The organism is Betaproteobacteria bacterium, assembly GCA_016791345.1.
GTDB lineage: Bacteria > Pseudomonadota > Gammaproteobacteria > Burkholderiales > JAEUMW01 > JAEUMW01.
The window spans coordinates 1-4,033 of record JAEUMW010000335.1 but is presented as its reverse complement, the minus strand read 5'-3'; the positions used below and the strand labels follow the sequence as shown (position 1 = coordinate 4,033).

2 protein-coding genes are annotated in these 4,033 nt (G+C 66.7%); both read right to left on the bottom strand.

What is annotated here, in order from left to right; all coding sequences use genetic code 11:
* Positions 1-42: 42 nt before the first annotated feature.
* Positions 43-2,895: a formate dehydrogenase subunit alpha gene (gene fdhF, locus JNK68_13170; GenBank protein MBL8541306.1), complete on the bottom strand. Its 2,853-nt coding sequence runs from the start codon at positions 2,893-2,895 to the stop codon at positions 43-45.
* Positions 2,896-2,919: 24 nt separating this feature from the next.
* Positions 2,920-4,033 (bottom strand): formate dehydrogenase (locus JNK68_13165; GenBank protein MBL8541305.1); only part of this gene is annotated, 1,114 nt, incomplete at its 5' end.

Sequence of the window (4,033 nt, the reverse complement as noted above, 5' to 3'; positions counted from 1 at the left end):
GTGGGCGGATCCCAGGCTCATCAGGCCGCAGTCGCTCATGGCCTACGACGCAACCTGCGCATTGTCGAGCAGCTCGCGCTGATGCTCGCTGAAGCTGCGGAAGCGCTTCTGCCACTCGGAGGGCTGGGTCACGCTCTCGACCTGCACCGCCGTCACCTTGTATTCCGGGCAGTTCGTCGCCCAGTCGGAATTGTCGGTGGTGATCACATTGGCGCCCGACTCGGGGAAGTGGAAGGTCGTGTAGACCACACCCGGCTGCACGCGCTCGGTCACGCGCGCCCGCAGCACCGTTTCACCGGAGCGGCTGCGGATGCCGACCCAGTCACCTTCGCGAACACCGCGCATTTCGGCGTCGCCCGGGTGGATCTCCAGACGGTCTTCGTCGTGCCAGCTCGAATTGGGCGTGCGCCGCGTCTGCGCGCCGACGTTGTACTGGCTGAGGATCCGCCCGGTGGTCAGGATCAGCGGGTACTTGCGACTGGTGCGCTCTTCCGTCGGGACGTACTCCGTGACGAGGAAGCGACCCTTGCCGCGGACGAACTCGTCGATGTGCATGGTCGGCGTTCCCGCCGGATGCGCGTCGTTGCAGGGCCACTGGATGCTGCCGAGCGCGTCGAGCTTGGCGTAGCTCACGCCGGCGAAGGTAGGTGTGAGGCGCGCGATCTCGTCCATGATCTCGGACGGATGACGGTAAGGCATCGGATACCCCAGCGCCTCCGCCAGCATGACGGTGATCTCCCAGTCCTCCTTTCCGGCAAGCGGCGCGAGCACTTTGCGCACGGGCGAGATCCTGCGCTCGGCGTTGGTGAAGGTGCCGTTCTTCTCCAGGAAGGACGAACCCGGCAGGAACACGTGGGCGTACTTCGCCGTCTCGTTGAGGAAGAGATCCTGCACGACGACGCATTCCATCGCTTCGAGTGCGGCCGTGACGTGCTGCGTGTCCGGATCCGACTGCGCGATGTCCTCGCCCTCGATGTAGATGCCGCGGAAGCTGCCGTCGACCGCGGCATCGAGCATGTTCGGAATGCGCAGCCCCGGCTCCGGGTCGAGACGCACGCCCCACGACGCTTCGAAGAGCTCGCGCACCACGCTGTCCGACACGTGCCGATAGCCCGGCAGTTCGTGCGGGAACGAGCCCATGTCGCATGCGCCCTGCACGTTGTTCTGCCCGCGCAGCGGATTCACGCCGACGCCGTCGCGGCCGATGTTGCCCGTCAGCATCGCGAGATTGGCGATGCCGATGACCGCGGTCGATCCCTGGCTGTGCTCGGTTACGCCGAGGCCGTAGTAGATCGCGGCATTGCCGCCGGTGGCGTACAGCCGTGCGGCCCCACGCACCTCCGCCGCCGGCACACCGGTCTCGGCTTCCAGCGCCTCCGGTGAATTGCGCTCGGCGGCGATGAACGCCTTCCACTTGGCGTAGGCCTGCGCCTCGCAGCGCTCGGCGACGAAGCTCTCGTTCGCCAGCCCTTCGGTCACGATCGTATGCGCGAGGGCGTTGATTACGGCGACGTTCGTCCCCGGACGCAGCTTGAGATGATGGGCCGCAGCCACGTGCGGCGAGCGCACGAGGTCGATGGTGCGCGGATCGACGACGATGAGCTTCGCGCCGGCACGCAGGCGGCTCTTCAGACGCGATGCGAACACCGGATGGCCATCGGTCGGGTTGGCCCCGATCACGAGCACCACGTCCGCCTGCATGACCGAGTCGAAATCCTGCGTGCCGGCGGATTCGCCGAGCGTTGCCTTGAGGCCGTAGCCGGTCGGCGAATGGCAGACACGGGCGCAGGTGTCGACGTTGTTGTTGCCGAACGCGGCACGCACCAGCTTCTGCACGAGATAGGTCTCCTCGTTCGTGCAGCGCGACGACGTGATGCCGCCCACCGCGCCGCGTCCGTGCTTCGCCTGGATGCGCTTGAACTCGCTTGCAGCGTGGGCAATCGCTTCTTCCCAGGAAACCTTGCGCCACGGATCGCCGATCTTCTCGCGGATCATCGGCGTCGTGATGCGGTCCGCGTGCGTCGCATAGCCGAAGGCGAAACGCCCCTTGACGCAGGAGTGGCCGTGATTTGCGTGTCCGTCCTTGTTGGGCACCATGCGGATCAGTTCCGACCCCCGCATCTCGGCGCGGAACGAACAACCGACGCCGCAGTACGCGCAGGTCGTGACCACGCTGCGCGCCGGCTGTCCGAGTTCGATGACGGACTTCTCCATCAGGGTAGCGGTCGGGCACGCCTGCACGCAGGCGCCGCAACTCACGCACTCCGAGCCCATGAAGCTCTCGTTCATGCCGGGGGAGACCTTCGAGTCGAAACCCCGGCCCTGGATCGTCAGCGCGAACGTCCCCTGCGTCTCTTCGCAGGCGCGCACGCAGCGCGAGCAGACGATGCACTTCGACGCATCGAAGCTGAAATACGGGTTCGACGCGTCGGTCGGTGCATCGAGATGATTCTCGCCGCCATAGCCGTAACGCACCTCGCGCAGCCCCACGGCACCGGCCGCGTCCTGCAGCTCGCAGTTGCCGTTGGCGGAGCAGGTGAGGCAATCGAGTGGATGATCGGAGATGTAAAGCTCCATCACGCCGCGCCGGATCTGCCCGAGCTTCTCCGTCTGCGTCCGCACCACCATGCCGCTGGCGACCGTCGTGGTGCAGGACGCCGGATAACCCCTGCGGCCCTCGATCTCGACCAGGCACAGGCGGCAGGAACCGAAGGGCTCCAGGCTGTCGGTCGCGCAGAGCTTCGGGATAGCCACGCCCGCCTCGGCGGCAGCGCGGATCACCGACGTGCCCTCCGGAACGCTCACCGGGATGCCGTCGACTTCCAGGTCCACCATGCGCTCCGAAACGCGCGCCGGCGTGCCGAAATCCTCGGGTCGGATGCTTGCAGTCGTCATCTGTCTCGTCCTCTGCGGTGAGGGTCAGGCGGCGGCAGCGGCGGCGAGCCCCGCGCGAGCCAGGCCGAAGTCTTCGGGAAAGTGTCTGAGCGCGCTCAGCACGGGAAACGGCGTCATCCCGCCGAGCGCGCACAGCGAACCGTGCAGCATCGTGTCGCACAGGCTTTCGAGCAGGGCCACGCTGGCGCCGCGGTTACGCCCGGCGATGATCTTGTCGATGGTCTCGACGCCGCGCGTGGAGCCGATGCGGCACGGCGTGCACTTGCCGCAGGACTCGATCGCGCAGAACTCCATCGCATAGCGCGCCATCTTCGCCATGTCGACCGTATCGTCGAAGACGACGATGCCGCCGTGGCCGAGCATCGCGCCGATGCCGGTGAAGGCTTCGTAGTCGAGCGGCACGTCAAACTGGGATTCGGGCAGGTAGGCGCCGAGTGGTCCGCCCACCTGCACGGCGCGAATCGGCCGCCCCGACGCCGAGCCGCCGCCGAAGTCGTAGAGCAGTTCGCGCAGCGTGACCCCGAACGCCTTCTCGATCAGGCCGCCGTGTTTGATGTTGCCGGCAAGCTGGATCGGCAGGGTGCCGCGCGAGCGGCCCTGGCCGAAGTCGCAATAGAACTTGGCGCCACGCTCGAAGATGATCGGCAGCGAGGTGAAGGTGATGACGTTGTTGACGAGCGTCGGCTTGCCGAAGAGACCGGAAATCGCCGGGATTGGCGGCTTGAAGCGAACGACGCCGCGCTTGCCTTCGAGACTTTCGAGAAGCGAAGTCTCCTCGCCGCAGATATAGGCGCCGGCACCGCGCCGCACTTCCAGGTCGAAGCGGCGACCCGAGCCCAGCACGTCCGGTCCGAGCACGCCCAGCTCATACGCGAGGGCGATGGCGGTGTTCATCGCACGCTCCGCATGGGGGTATTCCGAGCGCAGATAGACGTATCCCTGCGTGGCGCCGATGGCGATTCCCGCGATCGCCATGCCCTCGATCAGCAGGAACGGGTCGCCTTCCATGGTCATGCGATCGGAGAAGGTGCCCGAATCGCCTTCGTCGGCATTGCAGACGACGTATTTCTGGTCGGCCTGCGTCTCGAGCACGGTCCGCCACTTGATGCCGGTCGGAAACGCAGCACCGCCGCGCCCG